Origin of the sequence: Salinispora oceanensis (assembly GCF_000383575.1) — a bacterium.
GTDB classification, from domain to species: Bacteria; Actinomycetota; Actinomycetes; order Mycobacteriales; family Micromonosporaceae; genus Micromonospora; species Micromonospora oceanensis.
In genome coordinates this window covers 3594870-3614393 of the sequence record NZ_KB911579.1, presented here as the reverse complement: position 1 = coordinate 3614393, position 19524 = coordinate 3594870, and the positions used below count along the sequence as shown (strand labels likewise).

The following is a 19524-nucleotide window of genomic DNA, read 5'->3' as shown; positions in this document are numbered from 1 at the left end:
TCGCCGACGACCGACTCGACCAACGACTGTTCAACGTCACCGACCTCATCGACATGGGCTACGACGACGCCCACACCACCGACATACCGCTAATCGCCACCTACCCGGAAGCAGCAGCCCGCACCACCGCCGCACCGGCCGGCGCCACCCTCACCCACGACCTACCCGCCATCAACGGCCACGCCCTCACCACCAACAAGGAAGACACCCGCACCCTCTGGACCACCATCACCGCCAGCTCCGGCGCGAACCGCGAAAGCACCGGCGCCAAGCTTTGGCTCGACGGCCAGGTCCACGCTGACCTGGCGGAGAGCGTCCCCCAGGTCGGCGCCCCCGAAGCGTGGGAGGCCGGCTACGACGGCGACGGCGCCACCGTCGCCGTCCTCGACAGCGGTATCGACCCCACCCACCCCGACCTAACCGATCAGATCCAGGACATGGTGAGCTTCGTACCCGACGAAGACACCACCGACCTGAGTGGGCACGGCACCCACGTCGCCTCCACCGTCGCCGGCACCGGTGCGGCCTCCAACGGCGACAACACCGGCGTCGCCCCCGCAGCCGACCTCCTCATCGGCAAAGTGCTCAGCGAGGAAGGCACCGGCCAGGACTCCTGGGTCATCGCCGGCATGCAGTGGGCCGCCGAATCCGGCGCCGACATCATCAACTTGAGCCTCGGCGACTCCTCCCGCACCGACGGACTCGACCCATTGACCCTCGCCGTGGACACCCTCTCCGCACAACACGACACCCTCTTCGTCATCGCCGCCGGCAACAACAACGGCGGACTCATCGGCACCCCCGGCACCGCCGAAAGTGCCCTCACCGTCGGCGCCATCGACAAACAGGACCAACTCGCCGGCTTTTCCAGCGTCGGACCACTAGCCCGCACCGGCGCACTCAAACCTGACCTCACCGCCCCCGGCGTCGCCATCAACGCCGCCCGCTCCCAACACAGCACCGGCGACGGCATGTACCAAAGCCTCGACGGCACCTCCATGGCCACCCCACACGTCGCCGGAGCCGCCGCCATCCTCGCCCAACAACACCCCAACTGGACCGGCCAACAACTCAAAACCGCCCTCATGAGCAGCACCCAGGGCCTAGCCGACACCTACAGCGCATACCAGGTCGGCACCGGCCGACTCGACATCGCCGCCGCAGTCAACACCACCGTACGAGCCACCGGCTCCACCTACTTCGGCTACTTCGACTGGCCACACCAACCCACCGACACCCCCGTCACCAAGTCGGTCACCCTCACCAACACCAGCACCACCGCCGTCACCCTCGACCTGACCACCACCGGTAACGAGGCATTCACCCCCGACATCCCCACGGTCACCGTCCCCGCCGAAGGCCAGATAGACGTCCCGGTAACCGGCGACCCAACGGCAGCCGACGTCGGCGAACACACCGGCTACCTCATCGGCACCAACCCCACCACCGGCGAAACCATCACCCGCACCAGCCTCGGCCTCATCAAAGAAGACGAACACTACGACCTCACCATCAAACTCCGCGACCGCAACGGCGAACCGACCAGCGCACGCGTTCATGTGAAGACGACAGACTATCCATTCCCTGGATACACCGACGTGGACGGCGAGCGAACGCTACGTCTTCCACCGGGGTTCTACACTGTTTTCACCGAGCTTGACGTCGCCGGAGAGCGGAGTGATTCGCTGGGCCTCGCCCTGCTGGTCACCCCCGAGACCGTCCTCGACAAGCCGACCGAGGTGATACTGGACGCGAGCCAGGCCCAGCTGCTCGACACCGCGACACCGCGCGCCACGGAAGACCGGCAGCGCCAACTCAGCTTCACCCTTGAGCACCCCGAGTACAAACCCTTCCACTATGGCTACGAGGTTCCGCCTCGGTACGACGACCTGTACGTCCTGCCAACTGAGAAGGGCAGCGAAAGCTCATTCGACCTGGGGGCCCGCTGGCGCAAGGGTGAGCCGGTCCTGAGCCTGCGGGCCCTCGGCCTGCTCCCCATCGACGCCGTCGTCCAACCCGGCAGCACCATCACCACCGGCGATCAGTGGCTCCGCCCCGTCTACGCCGGCACCGGCACCCCCGAGGACTACACCGACCTCGACGCGGAAGGCAAAATCGCCGTCATCGAACGCAGCGACGACATCAGCCCGGCCGACCAGGCCGCCGCCGCGGTAGCCGCCGGAGTCGCACTCCTCCTGATCGTCAACGACAACCCGGGAATCCTCTACGAGTGGGTCGGCGAATCGCCAATTCCTGTTAAGGCACCCATTCCCGTCGCCAGCGTCCACCGCGACGTCGGAAACATCCTGATCAAGCTCGCCGAACACGGCATACCCCCGCTGAAGGTCAACCAGGAGCAGTACCCCGACACCATCTACGACCTGGTCCAGGTCTGGCACGAACAGGTGCCCGACCAGCCCCTCACCTACCACCCCAGCCACCACGACCTGGCCCGAATCGACGCCCGCTACCACGCCGTCAAGGACACCGAAGGTTACGGCTACCGCAAGGACCTGACCTTCGCCGTCTCTTACGGGAGCCCTGAGCCGGAGTGGTACCCCGGCACCCGCACCGAATGGGTCACCCCGGGAGTCGAATGGCGCGAGACCCATCAGCAACGCTTCTGGACCGACGCTTCCCACCGCAACTCGTACGAGAAGGGGTCAACCACCAGCCTGGACTGGTTCGCACCCGCTGTCCGGCCAGCCTTTGGCCGGACCGACGGCAGTGCGCAGAACAATCGAGCCGGCGACACCATGAGCGTCGAGGTGCAGACGTGGAGCCCGTCGGGCTCCGTGCTTGAGCACGGTGGTTACTACCCGTACCGCGTGGTGCCGACGCACCTGAAGCTCTACCAGGGCGACAACCTCCTGTTCGAGAACACCCGGCACGCTTCCCTGGGGTTGATGAAGGTGCCGGCTGGCACGCTGCCCTACCGGCTGGTGCTGGACGCGTCGCGCCCGGCAGACGAGTGGCGACTCTCCACCCGCACCCACACCGAGTGGGACTTCATCTCCAGCACCAACTCGGCTCCCCCAGCCGACCCGGTCCCCATCCCGCTGCTCCAACTCGACTACGAGCTGGAAACCGACCTACGAGGCGATGCCGAGGCCGGCAGCCACCAAGAAATCAGCATCACCGCCGGACCACGACCCGGCACGACCGGTGCCGGCACCATCACCTCGGTGGAACTTGAGGTCTCCTATGACGACGGCACCACCTGGCAACCCGTCACCCTCACCCCGGGCGACGGCCACACCGGAACACTGAAGCTACCGAAGCAACCCGACGGCTTCATCTCACTCCGCGCCGCCGCCGAAACCGACGCCGGCTTCGCCATCCGACAAGAGCTCATCCGCGCCTACGGCCTGCGATGAGGTGGCCGGTGGGGCCCCCGGACCGGTATCGTCCGGGGACCCCGCCGGGGCCTCCGGCCAGCGCGGACGACCGTTCCAGGTGGATCCGGGTGGCTCATGCCCACCATGCCGCAGCGGGCCGAGGGAGGAAGCCACTCATGCTGGGCGTGTTGGGATTCAGCCCCGACGACGAGGCGATCTACCGCCTGCTGGTCCGGCAGGGGCAGGCCGGACCGGTCGAGCTCGCCGACGCCCTGCGGATGCCCGTCTCGGGCGTGGCGGGGGCGTTGTCCCGCCTCACCGACCGCGGCCTGGCCAAGCAGGCATCGGAGGAGGCGTTCTCGGTGGCACCGCCCGCGGTCGCGCTCGGGGCGCTGATCGGCGAGCAGCAGTCCGCGCTGCGTGCCGCGGAGTTGGCCCTCGTCACGCTCGCCGAGGAGTACCGCGGGGCGAGCGCGGAACGTTCCCTCGGCGAGTTGATTGAGGTGATCACCGGAGTTGACGCCATCCGTCACCGGTTCGCCCAGGTGCAACACGCCGCGCGGCGCGAGGTTCGCAGCTTCGTCACGCCTCCCTTCGTCGCGGTACCACCGGGCGCCAACACGGTGGAGTCGGTGGCAGCGCGACAAGGCGTACGGTTCCGGGTGGTGATCGACCGACCGGCGCTGGCAGAGCCCGGCGTGGTCGCGGAGACCCTGGAGTCCCTCCGCGACGGTGTGCAGATCCGGGTGACGGAGTCACTACCGATCAAGCTGATTATCGCTGACGCCGCGTTGGCGCTGGTCCCGTTGACGGCCGCAACCGATGGCGAGCCCGGTGCGGTGCTGCTACATCGCACGGGACTGCTGGCCGCGATGGACGCGCTGTTCGAAGCCGTGTGGCGATGCGCCCACCCGCTGACCCTGTCGGCGGCCGGCACGTTGAGCGAGGACTCGGAGGCCGACGGCCCAACCGACCTGGACCGCCAGATCCTTACCCTGCTCCTGGCCGGGCTCACCGACGCGGTCGTGGCCAGCCAGCTCGGCCTGTCGCTGCGCACCCTGCAGCGGCGGCTGCGCCACCTGATGGACCTCGCCGGAGCCGAGTCCCGGATGCAGCTCGGTTGGTACGCCGCCCGAGAAGGTTGGGTGTGACCACGAGCACTCCGGATCCGATCCCGCCGGGGATGGCGCCTCACTCCCGTTTCACGCCCGACGCACCAAGCTGACTGTCAACCGGCGGAACCGCGCCGGCTCACGGCACAGACGTGGATACGGGGAGACGAGAGATGGCTCTGCAGATGATGGATCACGGGATACGCCCCACCAGCGGCGCCGACACCCTCACCGATCTAGACGCCACTGACGAGCGCGGTGTCTCCACCGATCTGGTCCGGGCCTATCTTCAAGGTATCGGCCGGACGAAACTGCTGACCGCCGCCCAGGAGGTCGAACTGTCCCGCCGGATCGAGGCCGGGCTCTTCGCCGCGACCAAGTTGGCGACCTGCACGCCGGTCTCCATCGCACTCCGTGCTGACCTGGAGCTCGTCGCCGCCGAGGGGCGCGCGGCGAAGGACCATCTGCTGGAGGCGAACCTCCGCCTGGTCGTCAGCATCGCCAAGCGCTACACCGGCCGCGGGATGGCCTTCCTCGACCTGATCCAGGAAGGCAACCTCGGCCTGATCCGCGCCGTCGAGAAGTTCGACTACACCAAGGGCTACAAGTTCTCCACCTACGCCACCTGGTGGATCCGCCAGGCCATCACCCGCGCCATGGCTGACCAGGCCCGCACCATTCGCATCCCGGTACACATGGTCGAGCAGGTCAACCGGATGGTGCGGACCCGGCGCGACCTGTCGGTCGCGTTGGGCCGCGAACCCACGATCATGGAGGTGGCGCGGGCGTTGGACATCCCGGAGATCCAGGTGATCGAGCTGATCTCCTACGACCGGGAGCCGGTGAGCCTGGACCAGACCGTCGGCGAGGACGGCGAGAGCCCACTCGTTGATTTCGTCGCCGCGGCAGACTCGACGGCCGGGGCCGACGACACCGCCAGCTGCGGCGAGTTGCGCCAGGAAATGCGGGGTGTGCTCGCCACCCTGTCCCAGCGGGAGCAGGCGGTGATCCGGCTCCGGTTCGGATTGGACGACGGTCGGCAGCGCACCCTGGACGAGGTCGGTCGGGAATTCGGCCTCTCCCGGGAGCGGATCCGCCAGATCGAGAAGGGGACGCTGCACAAGCTACGCGCCCCGGAGCGGGCACAGCGCCTGGAGGCGTACGCCTGCTAGGCCGCGCGACCAGCTCCGGACGTCCACTCAAGGCCAAGCCGCACGGACTCGCCTCACAGGCGACGGGGGCCGGTGTCGGGACGGATGGTAGCGGAGCCGAGCCGGACGGTGGCGTGCAGCACCGACAAGCCGTCCGGCCGGGCCAGCACCGGGTTCAGCGTCAGGGTGCGCGCCCGGGGTTGCTCGTCCGCGAGCCGCCCGACCCGCAGCAGCAACTCGGCCAGGGCCTTCCGGTCCACCGGCGCCGCCCCACGATGACCGCGCAGCAGTGGGGCCGCGCGGGGCTCGTCAACCAACTCCGCGGCGTCGCGGTCGGTCAGCGGCACCGCCCGCCAGGCCCGGTCGCCGAGTAGTTCGGTGGCGACACCCCCCAGGCCGAAGCCCACCACCGGCCCGAACGCCGGGTCCTCCACCAGCTCCACCACACAGGCCACGCCGGGCGGGACCATCGGCTGGACCAGGACATCCGCACCAAACTCCGCCGCCATCTTGGCGTACGCGCGTCGCACCCGCGCCTTGTCGGGCAGGTCGAGGCGGACCGCGCCAAGGTCCAGCCGGTGCCGCAGACCGGGGGCGGCGGCCTTCATCGCCACCGGGTACCCCAGCTTTCGCGCCGCCGCGACGGCCTCCTGCTCCGACGCCACCCGCACCGACTCCACCACGTTAATTCCGTACGCGGCGAGCAGCCCGGCCGGGTCGAACGACTCCGGCCGCAGCGCCGCCTGGGCCGCGTTCCGGTCCACGTCCAACAGTTCGGGGTGCGTGCCGGTGGGGCGGCGCAGCCACCCGGCGTACGCGGTCACCCGCCCCAGGGCACGCACCGCCTCCTCCACGCTCGGGTACGCGGGCACCCCAGAGGGGGCGCGTCCGGCCAGGAACGTCGCCACGGTGGGCTTGCCGCCGGCGAGCACCGCGGGCAGCGCCGAGGTGAAGTCGGTCTCGGCGTCGGGCAGCTGGCCCGGCAGCGGCGGGGCGAAGACCGCCACCAAGGCGTCCACCCCGTCGTCGGCCACGGCGGCGCCGAGAGCGGTGGCGAAGTCGGCTGCCCCGGCGTCTGGCCCGACATCGCGGGGGTAGCCGTCGGCGACGGTGAGCCCCACCGCGGTGGCGGCGGAGGCGGCCAACCCGGTTAACGCCGAGGAGTTACCGACGACCCCCACCCGGTCGCCGGCGGGCAGCGGCTGGTTGGCCAGCAGCACGCCGACATCGAGCAGTTCGGCGACAGTATCCACCCGAACCACCCCGGACTTGGCGAAGAGGGCGCTGATCGCGGCGTCGTCCGGACCCGGCGCGTCCGGGCCCACCGCGCCGTGACCCGCCGTCGCCACACCGGCGGCGTACCGGTCCCGCGTCGGCGACGGCGCAGCCGAGGCGACCTCCGCTGGGCTCGCTGACGGGCCGGGGCCGGGTGCGTGGGCCGACGGCGCCAGCGCGACGATCGGCTTCTCCCGCCCGATGCCGCGGGCCAGTCGGGCGAACTTACGGGGGTTACCGAAGGTCTCCAGGTACAGCAGGATCACATCGGTGTTCGGGTCGTCCTGCCAGTACTGCAACAGGTCGTTACCGGAGACGTCGGCCCGGTTCCCGGCCGACACGAAGCTGGACAGCCCAAGTCCCCGCCGCTCCACCTCGGCCAGCAGCGCCACCCCGAACGCGCCGGACTGGCTGAACAGACCAACCCGACCGGGGACCGGCAACCGCGGGGCCAGCGTGGCGTTCAGGCGTACCTCGGTGCTGGTGTTCGCCATCCCCAAGCAGTTCGGGCCGATGATCCGCATGCCCGCCGCGTGGGCCGCCCGAACCAGCCGGCGCTGGGCGACCGCGCCGTCCGCACCGGCCTCGGCGAAACCCGCGCTGATCACGACCAGACCGTGTGCCCCGGCCTCAGCCGCATCGGCGACGACGGTCTCGACCGCCGCCGGCGGCACCGCCACCACCGCCAGGTCGATCGGCGAGCCCGCCTCCGCGGCCGACGGGTACGCGGGCAGCCCGGCCACCATTCGCGCGCTCGGATGCACCGGCACCACCGCACCGGTGAACCCGTAGTCGCGCAGGTGCCCGAGGACCGCCGCCCCGACCCCCTGCCCGGTGGCGCTGGCCCCGTAGCAGGCGATTCCCCGGGGCGCGAGCAGCCGGGCGACCGACCGGGCCTCGGTGCGGTGCTCGCGGCCCCGCTGTACCTCAAGGGTCGCCTCGGTCGGCGCGATCGGGAAGCTCAGGTGTACGACACCGTCGGCAAACTGACGCCGCACCTGATAGCCGAAGTCGGCGAAGACCCGGAGCATCGCGTTGTTGGCCGGCAGCACCTCCGCCACAAAGGTCGGGATGCCGACCCGCCGGGCCGCGTCGGCGAGGTGTTCCAACAGCACCGATCCGATTCCCCGGCCCTGGTAGGCGTCCTCGACCACGAAGGCGACCTCGGCTTCGGTGGCGGCTGGACCCAGCCGCTCGTACCGGCCGACCGCGACGATCTGGTCGCTGGCCAGTACGACGAACGCCTCCCGGTCGTGGTGGTCAACGTTGACGAACCGCCGCAGGTCGCGCGCGGGAATCCGGGGGTACGGCGAGAAGTAACGCAGGTAGCGGGTGCGCTCGGAGAAACGTGAGTGCATGGCGACGATGCCCGGTGCGTCCGCTGGCCGGATCGGCCGCAACTGGACGGTGGTGCCGTCGCTGAGCAGCACGTCCACCGGCTGTTCACCTGTGGTCACGCGAGCGTCCTTCCTCCCGGCCGCGTTCGGTCCGGTGTCGTCGAAGGTCAGCGCGACCGGCGGGTGACTCGACCCGGGCCCTAGTCGCGCGGGTCGTACGGGTCGAGCCCGAGCAGCGGGAACACCGCCTTACGGGCGGCCACAATGGCCCGGTCCACCGAGTTCGGCTCCCCGGAGGGCTGCCACGACTCGTACGACGGGTTGACGTCGTCGGTCATCCGCAACGGCACCTCCTGCCCCGGACGTCGGACCTGGGCGAGCTCGCGCCAGGCGGGCGGACAGAGCGTGGCCGGCGTGAGCGGTTCACCGGTGGCCACCGCGAGCAGGTGGGTCCAGGCCCGGGGCACGACCTCGACCAACGCGTATCCCCCGCCGCCGGTGGCAACCCAGCGGCCCGCGCAGAGCTCGTCGGCGAGCGCCCGCAACGCAATGTAGGTGGCACGCTGCCCATCCACCGACAGGCGCAGATCAGCCAGGGGGTCGAGCCGGTGTGCGTCCGCGCCGCACTGGGTGACCAGGATCTCCGGCTGAAACGCCCGCAGCACCGACGGCACGATCGCGTGGAAAGCCCGCTGCCAGCCAGCGTCCTCGACCCCCGGTGGCAGCGGCACGTTGACCGCGGTTCCCTGAGCCTGCGCACCGCCGGTCTCGTCGGGAAACCCGGTGCCCGGAAAGAGCGCGAGTGGGGTCTCGTGCAGGCTCACCGTGAGCACCCGCGGGTCATCCCAGAACGCCTGTTGCACCCCGTCGCCATGGTGCACGTCCACGTCAACGTAGGCGACCCGACGCGCGCCCAGGTCGAGCAGGTGGGCGATGGCCACGGCGGGATCGTTGTAGACGCAGAAGCCGGCGGCCCGGTCGGGCATCGCATGGTGGAGCCCGCCCGCCACATTGACTGCCCGACGTGCCGTGCCCTGCCAGACCGCCTCCGCTGCCGCGACGGTGGCCCCGGTGATCAACGCGCTGGCCTCGTGCATCTTCGAAAAGACCGGATTGTCCGGGGTGCCCAGTCCGAACCCGGTGTAGAGCGGATCCTGCGGGGCAGCTCGCACGGCTTCCAGGTAAGCCGGCTCGTGCACCCGGACCAACAGCTCGTCGTCGGCGGGCTTCGGCTCGACCAGCCGCACCCCGGGACGCCCGAGCACACCCAGCTCCCGGGCGAGCGCGACAGTCAGCTCGACCCGTACCGGGTCGAGGGGGTGGTCGCCGAGGTCGTAGGAGAGCAGTGTCTCGTCCCACACCACCACTGTGTCGTCCGACATGGGCCTATCGTCGCACGAGGACTCCGCCGACCTGTTGCACGCGCTGACCACGCCGCTGGTGTCGACGCGGCGTGGGCAGCCAGGACCCGGGAAAGTGAGCGGCCACCGCGGCTCGGATCACCCGCCCTGGGTGACCTGGCAGCGGCGGCTCAGGCCGGGGCGACCCCGGATTCCTGCCCGACCGCGACGGGGCGGGACGGGTCGGCGACCCAGTTACTCCAGGACCCGACATAGAGGGCGACATCCGGGCGACCGGCCAGGTGCAGGGCGAAAACCGCCTGCGCGGCGGTCACACCGGAGCCACAGTAGACCCCGACCGGCTCGGCGGCAGCCACTCCGGCGGCGGCAAACCGCTCCCGCAGCACATCGGCCGCGGGGAAGCGACCCTCGGTCACGTACTCCGGTGCCGGCAGGTTGACCGCACCTGGCACGTGCCCGGCAACCGGATCGACCGGCTCGGTCTCCCCCCGGTAGCGCGGTGCGGCACGGACGTCGACCAGCGTCCCCGCCTCGGCCGTGGCCAAGCGGGCGGCCTCGGCCGCGACCAGCACCGGCAGGGCGCCGGGACGCACCGCAACGTCGCCGAGACGCGGAGTGGTTACCTCCGTGGAGGTGGGCAGCCCCGCCGCCACCCAGGCGGGATGGCCGCCGTGCAGCAGGCGGACCGAGGGGTGACCAGCCCAGCGCAGCGTCCACCAGGCGCGGGCGGCGGACATGCCGTCCCCACCGTCGTAGACCACGACCGGATGTCCGGCCCGGACGCCAGCGGCCCGCAGCGCGGCCTGGAGGGCTGCGGGTTCGGGTAGCGGGTGGCGGCCGGCGACGCCAGGCGGGCCGCACAGTTCGGTGTCCAGGTCGACGAAGACCGCCCCGGGCAGGTGCCCGATGGCGTACTCGTCGCGCCCGGGTGGGCCGGTCAGGCGCCAGCGGACGTCGAGCAGGGTCGGTGGGTCGTCACCGCGCATCTCGGCGGCGAGCTGGTCTACCTCGACCAGCAGGTTTTCGATACCGGACATGACGCCCAGTCAACACCATCCACATGCATAGAATCGGCGGGTGGATGTGGTGGCCGCCTGCCGGGCCTTCGTGGCCGTCAGCGGCCACGGCAGCTTCACCTCCGGCGCCGCCGCGGCGGGAATTCCCCAGTCGGTGGCCAGCCGGCGCATCGCCGCCCTGGAGGAACACTTCGGCGCCCGGCTCTTCGACCGGTCGTCCCGGGCGGTCCGGTTGACGCCGTTCGGGCAGGACATGCTGCGCACGGCACGCCGCCTGGTCGACCTCGCCGACGCGATGACCGAGGACGCCGAGCGGGCTCGATTGCGCCCCTTGCGAATCGCCGTACCCGACAGTTGCCCACCCCACCGCCTGGCCACCCTGGTGGCCGCCGGGCGGCGGCAACAGACCCAGCTGGAGGTACGGCCGGCCGACCCAGCAGGGCGCGAACAGCTCTGTCGGACCCTGGAGGTCAGCGCCGGGATCGTCGCGGTTCCGGCCGAGGCGGCGGTCTGGCGGGTTCCGCTCGGGCTGGCCGCCCGGACCGCCTTCCCCGCCCGGATGGTGTTCCTGGAGACCCTGCGCGCCGGCCGAACCGGCGCGGCGGCGCGACGACGGATCCTCATCCAACCCGAGGACGATGTCGCACACCTGCGGGACCCGCTGACCCGTACCGGCCAGTCCGTCGGTCTGGCACCGACCCAGGTGGCGGTCACGCCATCCCTGGTCGATGCCGCCGCCCACGCCCTCAGCTCGCCTGACCTGCTGCTCTGTTCGCCGCAGCAGGCTGAGGAGTTCGGGCTGCACTGGTGCACCCTGGCTGATCCCCGGCTCCAACGCGGCTACGACATCGCCGCCGGCGCACACCAGGACCTCGAACAGCTGCGTACCGCCCTGCACTCGGACATCGCCCGCTGCCTGGGCGCCCCGGCCGGCCCTTCGGAACCCGCCGGGGACCGGCTGCCGGACAAGCCGTCGACCGGGGAGCCGAGATGAGTGTCTCCGCCGTGCTGCGCAACGCACGCGAACTCCTCGAGGAGGCGGGGCTGCACGGCGCTTTCCTCGTCCGCAACCTCGACACCGGCGACGAGATCGGCCTCGACGCGGATGTCCCCTTTCCGGCGGCATCGCTGGTGAAGGTGCCGCTGGCGGTAGCTGTCCTGGAACGGGTGGCGCGCGGGGAGCTCGACCCGGCGACGCCGGTCGACATCGCACCCGGCCTGGTCACCACACCGGGCACCACCGGGCTAAGCCGGTTTCGTCACCCGGCCCGGATCGCCCTGGACGACCTGCTCTACCTGAGCATCGCCGTCAGCGACGGGATCGCCGCCGACGCCCTGTTCGACCGCACCCCACCGGCCGCGGTCGCCGCCGAGCTGCGGCGACTCCGCATTGAGGGCATCGCCATACGACACCGGATCAGTGACCTCACCGACACGCCGCGGGAACGGCTCCGCCCCGATGAGGCGCACCTGGCGCAGGCGCTCGCCATCGGCGCCGCGACCGCTGGCAGCGGCCACCCGGTCGCCCAACTCGACGTCACCCGCGCCAACGCCGGATCGGCCCGGGCCTTCGTTGACCTGCTACACGCCCTCTGGCGGCCCACCGCGATCGGCGAGACCACCGCCGCCCGGGTGCGCGACCTGATGGCCGACAACGTGCTCCGGCATCGACTCGCACCCGACTTCACCTCCGACACCACGCGCTGGTCCTCAAAGACCGGCACCCTGCTGCATCTGCGACACGAGGTGGGGGTGGTGGACCACGCCGACGGGCAGTCGTACGCGGTCGCCGCGTTGACCGCCTCCCGCGTACCCGCCGTCGCGCAGCCGGGGAGCGAGGCGACCATGGCGCATGTCGCGCGGGTGCTGCACGGCTACCTGCGCACGGGCGCCCCGCCGTGGTGGGGTTAGGTTCCCAGCTGGGCGATGACCACCTCGGCGGCCTCGGCGATGAGAGCGTTGTCGAAGCTGGCGTCCGGCTCGTCCCGGCTGGACAGCACGGCGAGGACGATCGGCGCGCGGTCCGGCGGCCAGATAACCGCGATGTCGTTGCGGGTGCCGTACCCGGCAGCTCCGGTCTTGTCCCCCACCACCCAACCGTCGGGGACGGCGGCGCGGATCAGCTCCCCACCGGTGGTGTTGCCCCGCAACCAGGCGTTGAGGATGTCGCGGTCGGTGGGATCGAGGGCGTCGTCAACGGCGTACTCCTGCAGGTCCTCGGTCAGGGCTCGGGCGGTGCTGGTGTCTCGCCGGTCGCCCGGGGTCGCCTCGTTGAGTTCGGTCTCGTAGCGAGCCGCGTCGGTGACGTTGTCGCCGATCCCCTTTAGCTCCTGCTCGAACCGCTCTGGCCCACCGAGGTGCTCCAGCAGCAGGTTGCCGGCGGTGTTGTCGCTGTAGCGAACGGCGGCGTCGGCGATGGCTCGCAACGTCATGCCCTCGGCGACGTGTTGCTCCGTGATCGGCGAGTAGTCCACCAGATCGTCCGCCGAGTACCGCACCACCTGGTCCAGTTCGGCGTCGGTGGTCGCGTCGAGGACCTCGGCGGCGGCCAATGCCTTGAAGGTCGAGCCGTAGGCGAACCGCTCGTCGGCCTGGTAGCGGACCGTCCGACCGGTGCCGGTATCGACCGCGTAGATCCCCAGCCGGGCGTCGAACCTCTCCTCCAGTTGCCGGAACTCGTGGCTCAGGTCCGCAGCGGCTGAGGTACCGACGGTCACCGCGCTGCCGGGCGGCCCCTCCCCGGTCGGGTCCGCGGTGGTGCAGGCGGACAGCGGGATGAGTGCCGTCGCCCCGGCGAGGGCGGCGATCACCCACCGTGTCGAAATCGTCATCGTGACCCCCCTACTTGTGGTTAACCCGAACACGGAGAGTGCCGGTCGGGCCGGACTCGACTTTGACAGGGGGATAGGGATGCCGTCGAAGACGAAACGGGTGAAGTTCATGCTGATCCGGCATACGTGTCCCTGCCGTCCAGCTCACGCCCACGGGGTTGGGCCTCGGCGACCGGCGCCTTCGGGGTGGGTAACATCGACGTACCTCACGCCGAACCTGAGGGCCGGGCGACCGCGTAACCCCAGATCGGATCGGGAACTGCCATGGTCAACCACAACCTGCGGTAGCGGGTCACGTGGATGAGTGGGGGTCGTGCGTGAGACACTTGCCGTCCGATTTGTTTCTCGTTAACGGGTGATTGAGATCATCGCGCACTCACTGGTCGACACGACCGAGATGTACCTACGGACCATCCTCGAGCTCGAGGAGGAGGGTGTGCCGCCGCTGCGTGCCCGCATCGCCGAGCGGCTACGCCAGAGCGGTCCCACGGTCAGCCAGACCGTCGCCCGGATGGAGCGGGACGGCCTGCTCACCGTTGAGGGCGACCGCCACCTCACGCTCACCGACACCGGCCGCGACGCGGCCGTCTCCGTGATGCGTAAACACCGACTGGCGGAGCTGCTGCTGGTCAACGTGATCGGCATGCCCTACGAGGAGGCCCACGAGGAGGCCTGCCGCTGGGAGCACGTCATGAGCGACGCTGTCGAGCAGCGGGTATACGACCTACTCAACCGGCCGACCCGCTCGCCGTACGGCAACCCGATTCCCGGGTTGGAGGCGTTGGGATCGGCGGACCCCTCCGCCACGGAGCCCGCCGAGGGAGAGCGCAACCTGGCGTTCCCCGGTCTCTCCGGCGCGGTCGTGGTCCGGCGGATCTGCGAGAGCCTACAAAGCAACGCGGACGTGCTGCGCCAGCTGCACGCCGCCGGGGTCGACCCCGGCGCCACGGTGAACGTCGCCCAGGAGCGGGACGGCGTCTCGGTCGACCGCTACGGCGACCGCGTCCGCCTCCCCCGCGAGGTGGCCTCCCGCGTTTTCGTCGCCGCCGGCTGACCGCCACTGCCGGGCAGCCATGCACCTCGCGAGTTGGGCCGGGATCCGCGGTACCCGCCGCCGGCCCGGTCGCCTCCACCTGGTCGAGTGTTCACTCCAGGTACGGGCAGTGGCGGCAGCCGCGCCCGCAGCAGGTGCCACGGCGGGCGAGAAAGCCGGCGGTAAGCACGAACAGACCGGTGGTCGGGTCGGGGTAGCCGGCCTCCCCGGCCGCCAGGGCAGCAGCGTGGGCGGCGCAGATCCGCTCGCGTTGCGGGTCCTCGGGCCGCAACCGGGACGGGTGCGGCTCGGTCAACGGCCGGTTCGCCAACGGTTTTCGCTCCCCACCCACGCCGGGCAGTGTAGGACCCGCCGGTCGCGGCCCCGCCGCCGCACCCGCCACGGCACGGCCGGTGGCTAGCCGAACCAGGCCGCGGCCTGCCCGTGCGCCTGGGCCCAGGCCAGTGGCGTGCCGTCGAGCGCGAGCACATTGTTGAACCCGGCACCGGGCGGCTCGGGCAATCCGTCGTAGAGCAGCGTTCGCGGAGACTCCGCGGCGATCCAGTTACCGGGCAGCCCACGAACCACCTCGACGAAGGCGCGGCGTCGGCGCTGCGGCACCTGGTACAGCACCGTGGTGTGGAACACCACCAGGGTCGCCTCGGGTGGGGCCAGTGCGGCCACCGCCGGCAGGTCGTCCACCAGATCGCCGCGGACAAGCAGTGGCGGATCGGCCGCGACCAGGTTCGCCGCCGCCCGCAGCCGCGCCCGGCGGTGGGCATGCTCCGGCCAGATGAGAGCGTCCAGCCACGCGAGGTCGTCCGGGTCGGTCACGTCCAGCGGATTGAGGTCCAGCCCGGCCCGCCACACCACGGTGGGGAGCCGACTCGGCGGCAGGGCGCCGGTGAGCGTGCAGTCGAGGAGCGGGCGGCCGGCGCCGCCCAGGAGCTGGCGGTCGTAACGGTACGCGTACCGGTCGGGGTAGAGACAGAGCCCCGCCGACGCGCCGACCTCCAACAGTGCCAGTGGTTGGGGTAGCGCGGCGAGCAGCGGCAGCAGGACGGCGCACCGCCCCGCCTCGTTCGTCTGGGTCGCCCTGCGCCGAATCTCCACCTCGATCGTCGGCCAGTTCCCGACGACGTAGGCGTGGAAGGCCGCGGGGTCCTCGACCGGGCCACCGAGCAGCCGCACCACACCGAAGAGCAGGTTCGGTTGCCGCTTGGGCGGCGGAAGCCGCTCGATCAACGCGAGCAGTTCGGCGTCACCGGAGACCGCCAGCGCCAAGCGCTCGTACGCCGGTGACACGCCACACGCTTCCCGGGTGGCGAAGGTGCGATAGGTATCGGCTGCCGTCATGCCCACAGGATCGCACCACAAAGGAGAGTCCAGGGCCCCACACCGGCTACCGCCACGTGTGACCCCGGGCACCCCCGCCCGAGGTCACACGTGGCACGTACGTCAGCTACAACCGCTGGTGGAGCCGCAGCCCTCGCAGACGTAGCAGCTGCCGGCCGGACGCATCTTCGTACCGCAGGTGAAGCAGAGCGGCGCGTCGGCGGCCTTACCGATCACCGCTTCCAGCAGCTCGGTGCTGGACCCCACCGGCGGCGCCGGCTGCGCCGCCGCGACATCGGCCAGCTCCTGCGCCGGCTGGGCGATCGGGCCGACCTTCGGCTCCTCCGGCCGGGTCTCCACCGGGGCGGAGGAGGCCATCGCGGTGAGGTCCGCGGTGTTCGCCTCCGCCTCCGCCTCGGCCGCGAGCTGGGCGGCCCGCTCCTTGGCGGTGAAGATGCCCAGCTCCGCGCGGCGCTCGTACGGCAGGAAGTCCAGGGCCAGGCGACGGAAGATGTAGTCCATCACCGAGGCCGCCATCCGCACGTCCGGGTCGTCGGTCATACCGGCGGGCTCGAAGCGCATGTTGGTGAACTTGCTGACGTATGTCTCGAGCGGGACACCGTGCTGGAGACCGATGGAGATGGCCACCGAGAAGGCGTCCATCACGCCGGCCAGGGTCGAGCCCTGCTTCGACATCTTGAGGAAGACCTCGCCGAGGCCGTCATCCGGGTAGGAGGACGAGGTGAGGTAACCCTCCGCGCCGCCGACCGAGAAGGAGATCGTCTCCGACGGGCGCTTCTTCGGCAGCCGTTTCCGCACCGGCCGGTACTCGATGACCTTCTCCACGACCTTCTCGACCGCAGCCGGCGTCGCCTCCACCGGAGCGGGGGCGGTGGACTTCTCCTTCTTCGCCACCGAGAGCGGCTGGCCGACCTTGCAGTTGTCGCGGTAGATCGCCAGCGCCTTGAGGCCGAGTCGCCACCCCTCGAAGTAGATCTTCTCGACGTCCTCAACGGTGGCCTGCTCCGGCATGTTGACCGTCTTGGAGATGGCGCCGGAGATGAACGGCTGGACGGCCGCCATCATCCGCACGTGGCCCATCGGGGCGATGGAGCGCTCGCCCATCGCGCAGTCGAAGACCGGGTAGTGCTCCAGTTTGAGCCCCGGGGCGTCCACCACGTGACCGTGCTCGGCGATGTGCTCGACGATCGCCTCGACCTGCTCCTCCTGGTAGCCGAGGCTGCGCAGGGCGCGCGGCACGGTCTGGTTGACGATCTGCATCGAGCCGCCACCGACCAGCTTCTTGAACTTGACCAACGCCAGGTCCGGCTCGACGCCGGTGGTGTCGCAGTCCATCATCAGGCCGATGGTGCCGGTGGGCGCCAGGACGCTGGCCTGCGAGTTACGCCAGCCATTCCGGTCACCGACCTTGTTGCCGAGGGTCCACTGCCGGGTCGCCTCCCGCTGCACCGCGGTGGCCACGGCGCCGGTGGGCTTGATCTCGTCGTTCGCGGCGGCGTGCTTGCGCATGACCCGCTTGTGCGGTTCGGCGTTCCGGGCGTAGCCGTCGTACGCGCCGACGATGCCGGCCAGCTCGGCGGAGCGCCGGTAGGCGGTGCCGGTCATCAGCGAGGTGATCGCCGCGGCCAGCGTACGACCCTGGTCCGAGCCGTACGGCAGTCCGGAGGCCATCAGCAACGCACCAAGGTTGGCGTACCCGATGCCGAGCTGCCGGTACGCCCGGGTGGTCGCACCGATCTTCTCGGTGGGGAAGTCGGCGAAGCAGATCGAGATGTCCATCGCCGTGATGACCAGCTCAACCGAGCGGACGAACTTCTCCACCTCGAAGCCGCCGTCGGCGCGGAGGAACCGCATCAGGTTGAGCGAGGCCAGGTTGCACGAGGAGTTGTCCAGGTGCAGGTACTCCGAGCAGGGGTTCGACGCGGTGATCCGCCCGGTCTCCGGGCAGGTGTGCCAGTCGTTGATGGTGTCGTCGTACTGGAGCCCCGGGTCGGCGCACTCCCAGGCCGCCTGCGAGATGGTCCGGAACAGCGGCTTCGCGTCGATCGTGTCGATCACCGTACCGTCGAGGCGGGCCCGCAGGTCGAAGGTGCCGCCGTCCTGCACCGCCGTCATGAACTCGTCGCTGACCCGGACCGAGTTGTTGGCGTTCTGGTACTGCACGCTGACGATGTCGGCGCCGCCCAGGTCCATGTCGAAGCCGGCGTCGCGCAGGGCGCGGACCTTGTCCTCCTCGCGCGCCTTCGTGACCACGAACTCTTCGATGTCCGGGTGGTCGACGTCCAGGATGACCATCTTGGCCGCCCGGCGGGTCGCGCCGCCGGACTTGATGGTGCCGGCCGACGCGTCGGCACCCCGCATGAAGCTGACCGGGCCGGAGGCGGTGCCACCGGAGGAGAGCAACTCCTTCGAGGAGCGGATCCGGGAGAGGTTGACTCCGGAGCCGGAGCCGCCCTTGAAGATCAGCCCCTCCTCCTTGTACCAGTCCAGGATGGAGTCCATCGAGTCGTCAACGGCGAGGATGAAGCACGCGCTGACCTGCTGCGGCGAGGAGGTGCCGACGTTGAACCAGACCGGCGAGTTGAAGCTGAACACCTGGTGCAGCAGCATCCAGGTCAGCTCATGGGCGAAGATCTCGGCGTCGGCCGGGGTGGCGAAGTAGCCGTACTCCTCACCGGCGGTGCGGTAGGTGGCCACCACCCGGTCGATCAGCTGCCGAAGCGACCACTCCCGCTCCGGGGTCCCCACCGCACCCCGGAAGTACTTCGTGGTCACGATGTTGGCCGCGTTGACGCTCCACTCCTGCGGGAACTCCACGCCGCGCTGCTCGAAGTTGATCGAGCCGTCCCGCCAGTTCGTCATGACGACGTCCCGACGCTCCCAGGTCACCTCGTCGTACGGGTGGATCCCCTCGGTGGTCCACACCCGCTCGACCTTCAGACCCGTTGCCGCCTTGCTCCGTGACTTGCTCGTTGTCACACCGTCCCCCGGCATCTCATCGCCCCTCGTCCGCGCCCCACGCGCGGCCCTACCGTCAAACCAGTCCGCGCCCCACGCGCGGCCCTACCGTCAAACCAGTCCGCGCCCCACGCGCGGCCCGCTCTGGTGCGGCCAGCTGCCCCGACCGGCCGCCTCAGCCTCCCTCGCGGACCTGCGCCGCGGTCCGCAGCGTCTCGATCTCCCGCTCGAAGTCGGCGAGCGACTCGAACGACCGGTAGACGCTGGCGAACCGGAGGTACGCCACCTCGTCCAGGTCTCGCAGCGGCCCCAGGATGGCGAGCCCGACCTCATGGCTGGGAAGCTCGGCCGCGCCCTTGGCCCGCACGGTCTCCTCGACCTTCTGCGCCAGCAGGGCAATGGAGTCGTCGTCAACCGGACGGCCCTGGCACGCCTTCCGCACCCCGCCGATGATCTTCGTGCGGCTGAAGGGCTCGGTGACCCCGCTGCGTTTGACGACCGCGAGGACCGCCTCCTCCACCGTGGTGAACCGCTTGCCGCACTCCGGGCAGGAGCGCCGGCGCCGAATCAGCTGACCGTCGTCGGCTTCCCGCGAGTCGACGACCCGGGAGTCGGGGTGCCGGCAGTACGGACACCGCATGGAGCCCGACCTCCTTCATCGACCGTGGGGCCGAACCGGGCCGCACCCGGACACACGTCACCACGGTGAAGCCGCCCTTCCGACGGTCTTCGCTGTGCTGGCGGATGAAGTGCGGT

The 19524-nt window shown here is 70.5% G+C and carries 14 protein-coding genes; 6 read left to right on the top strand and 8 right to left on the bottom strand.

Annotation, left to right across the window (positions count from 1 at the left end; translation table 11 throughout):
* The 3 genes from SALPAC4_RS25375 to sigB all read left to right on the top strand — a co-directional run.
* Positions 1-3377: S8 family peptidase (locus SALPAC4_RS25375; protein WP_033775432.1), on the top strand; the 3377-nt coding region annotated here is incomplete at its 5' end.
* 137 nt (positions 3378-3514) lie between these two features.
* Positions 3515-4489: a hypothetical protein gene (locus tag SALPAC4_RS0116770; RefSeq protein WP_019871302.1), complete on the top strand. Its 975-nt coding sequence runs from the start codon at positions 3515-3517 to the stop codon at positions 4487-4489.
* A 134-nt stretch (positions 4490-4623) separates the two neighbouring features.
* Positions 4624-5622 carry an RNA polymerase sigma factor SigB gene (sigB, locus tag SALPAC4_RS0116765; RefSeq protein ID WP_019871301.1) on the top strand — a complete coding sequence of 333 codons (999 nt, stop codon included), beginning with the start codon at positions 4624-4626 and terminating at the stop codon, positions 5620-5622.
* Between the two features lie 53 nt (positions 5623-5675).
* Here the strand turns inward: sigB and SALPAC4_RS0116760 are convergent, their stop codons facing one another.
* From SALPAC4_RS0116760 to SALPAC4_RS0116750, 3 genes are all read right to left on the bottom strand, one after another.
* Positions 5676-8384 carry a bifunctional acetate--CoA ligase family protein/GNAT family N-acetyltransferase gene (locus SALPAC4_RS0116760; RefSeq protein WP_080640913.1) on the bottom strand — a complete coding sequence of 903 codons (2709 nt, stop codon included), beginning with the start codon at positions 8382-8384 and terminating at the stop codon, positions 5676-5678.
* A gap of 29 nt (positions 8385-8413) precedes the next feature.
* The gene (locus SALPAC4_RS0116755) at positions 8414-9595 is read right to left on the bottom strand and encodes an acetoin utilization protein AcuC (RefSeq protein ID WP_019871299.1); all 1182 of its coding nucleotides are present in this window, start codon (positions 9593-9595) and stop codon (positions 8414-8416) included.
* A gap of 149 nt (positions 9596-9744) precedes the next feature.
* Positions 9745-10611, bottom strand: a complete 867-nt coding sequence (locus tag SALPAC4_RS0116750; protein ID WP_019871298.1) for a sulfurtransferase — start codon at positions 10609-10611, stop codon at positions 9745-9747.
* Between the two features lie 40 nt (positions 10612-10651).
* Here SALPAC4_RS0116750 and SALPAC4_RS0116745 point away from each other — a divergent pair, with 40 nt between their 5' ends.
* Both SALPAC4_RS0116745 and SALPAC4_RS0116740 read left to right on the top strand, forming a co-directional pair.
* Complete coding sequence (locus SALPAC4_RS0116745) at positions 10652-11584, top strand: LysR family transcriptional regulator (protein ID WP_019871297.1); 933 nt, start codon at positions 10652-10654, stop codon at positions 11582-11584.
* The gene (locus SALPAC4_RS0116740) at positions 11581-12501 is read left to right on the top strand and encodes a serine hydrolase (RefSeq protein ID WP_019871296.1); all 921 of its coding nucleotides are present in this window, start codon (positions 11581-11583) and stop codon (positions 12499-12501) included. Before SALPAC4_RS0116745 ends, SALPAC4_RS0116740 begins: the two co-directional genes overlap by 4 nt.
* Here SALPAC4_RS0116740 and bla read toward each other — a convergent pair.
* Positions 12498-13421 (bottom strand): class A beta-lactamase, encoded by a 924-nt coding sequence (gene bla, locus SALPAC4_RS0116735; RefSeq protein WP_033664964.1) that lies wholly within the window; start codon positions 13419-13421, stop codon positions 12498-12500. The two genes, SALPAC4_RS0116740 and bla, sit on opposite strands and share 4 nt — an antisense overlap.
* Positions 13422-13776: 355 nt before the next feature.
* On the opposite strand from bla, the gene SALPAC4_RS0116730 reads away from it, so the two are divergent.
* Positions 13777-14475 carry a metal-dependent transcriptional regulator gene (locus tag SALPAC4_RS0116730; RefSeq protein ID WP_018219090.1) on the top strand — a complete coding sequence of 233 codons (699 nt, stop codon included), beginning with the start codon at positions 13777-13779 and terminating at the stop codon, positions 14473-14475.
* A gap of 91 nt (positions 14476-14566) precedes the next feature.
* Here SALPAC4_RS0116730 and SALPAC4_RS0116725 read toward each other — a convergent pair whose 3' ends face one another.
* The 4 genes from SALPAC4_RS0116725 to nrdR form a co-directional block, all read right to left on the bottom strand.
* Positions 14567-14806: a DUF5522 domain-containing protein gene (locus SALPAC4_RS0116725; RefSeq protein WP_019871294.1), complete on the bottom strand. Its 240-nt coding sequence runs from the start codon at positions 14804-14806 to the stop codon at positions 14567-14569.
* A 65-nt stretch (positions 14807-14871) separates the two neighbouring features.
* Positions 14872-15810, bottom strand: coding sequence for a DUF2332 domain-containing protein (locus SALPAC4_RS0116720; RefSeq protein WP_019871293.1), 939 nt, complete (start codon positions 15808-15810; stop codon positions 14872-14874).
* A gap of 102 nt (positions 15811-15912) precedes the next feature.
* Entirely contained in the window at positions 15913-18804 is a 2892-nt protein-coding gene (locus tag SALPAC4_RS0116715) for a vitamin B12-dependent ribonucleotide reductase (RefSeq protein ID WP_019871292.1), read from the bottom strand.
* Positions 18805-18943: 139 nt separating this feature from the next.
* Positions 18944-19408, bottom strand: coding sequence for a transcriptional regulator NrdR (nrdR, locus tag SALPAC4_RS0116710; protein ID WP_018724097.1), 465 nt, complete (start codon positions 19406-19408; stop codon positions 18944-18946).
* Positions 19409-19524: the final 116 nt, after the last annotated feature.

Excerpts from the sequence above, each read along its gene's own strand:
- SALPAC4_RS0116770 (WP_019871302.1), top strand. The coding sequence starts at position 3,515 with ATGCTGGGCGTGTTGGGATTCAGCCCCGACGACGAGGCGATCTACCGC.
- sigB (WP_019871301.1), top strand. The coding sequence starts at position 4,624 with ATGGCTCTGCAGATGATGGATCACGGGATACGCCCCACCAGCGGCGCC.
- SALPAC4_RS0116755 (WP_019871299.1), bottom strand. The coding sequence starts at position 9,595 with ATGTCGGACGACACAGTGGTGGTGTGGGACGAGACACTGCTCTCCTAC.
- SALPAC4_RS0116750 (WP_019871298.1), bottom strand. The coding sequence starts at position 10,611 with ATGTCCGGTATCGAAAACCTGCTGGTCGAGGTAGACCAGCTCGCCGCC.
- SALPAC4_RS0116740 (WP_019871296.1), top strand. The coding sequence starts at position 11,581 with ATGAGTGTCTCCGCCGTGCTGCGCAACGCACGCGAACTCCTCGAGGAG.
- bla (WP_033664964.1), bottom strand. The coding sequence starts at position 13,421 with ATGACGATTTCGACACGGTGGGTGATCGCCGCCCTCGCCGGGGCGACG.
- SALPAC4_RS0116720 (WP_019871293.1), bottom strand. The coding sequence starts at position 15,810 with ATGACGGCAGCCGATACCTATCGCACCTTCGCCACCCGGGAAGCGTGT.
- SALPAC4_RS0116715 (WP_019871292.1), bottom strand. The coding sequence starts at position 18,804 with ATGCCGGGGGACGGTGTGACAACGAGCAAGTCACGGAGCAAGGCGGCA.
- nrdR (WP_018724097.1), bottom strand. The coding sequence starts at position 19,408 with ATGCGGTGTCCGTACTGCCGGCACCCCGACTCCCGGGTCGTCGACTCG.